The sequence below is a fragment of the Burkholderia sp. SIMBA_051 genome (genome assembly GCF_046534915.1).
GTDB classification, from domain to species: Bacteria; Pseudomonadota; Gammaproteobacteria; order Burkholderiales; family Burkholderiaceae; genus Burkholderia; species Burkholderia ambifaria.
In genome coordinates, this window is sequence record NZ_JAWRXS010000889.1 from 1 (window position 1) to 236 (window position 236).

Sequence of the window (236 nt, forward strand, 5' to 3'; positions counted from 1 at the left end):
GAGCGGCGTGCACAGACATCCGACGATGTGGCAACGCTCCGTGGGGGCTTGAGTCTGGCGATTCCCGATCGTGACTGGAAAATTGCGGCGCAGAATCTGCCCGAAGTTCCCCGATGCCGCCAGATGGTGGTGCAGGCCGCCATCCGTGATCAGGAACGTTCTGTCTCGGGATATCTTGCGATCGATAATGCGGCACACATAGATGCCGGCTTCCCCGACCAAATATCGTCCAAATT

At 58.1% G+C, this 236-nt stretch carries 1 pseudogene; it reads right to left on the reverse strand.

Annotated features, from left to right (window positions below):
- Positions 1-236, reverse strand: a pseudogene (locus SB771_RS37010) (pyridoxal-dependent decarboxylase, exosortase A system-associated); the annotation flags it as partial.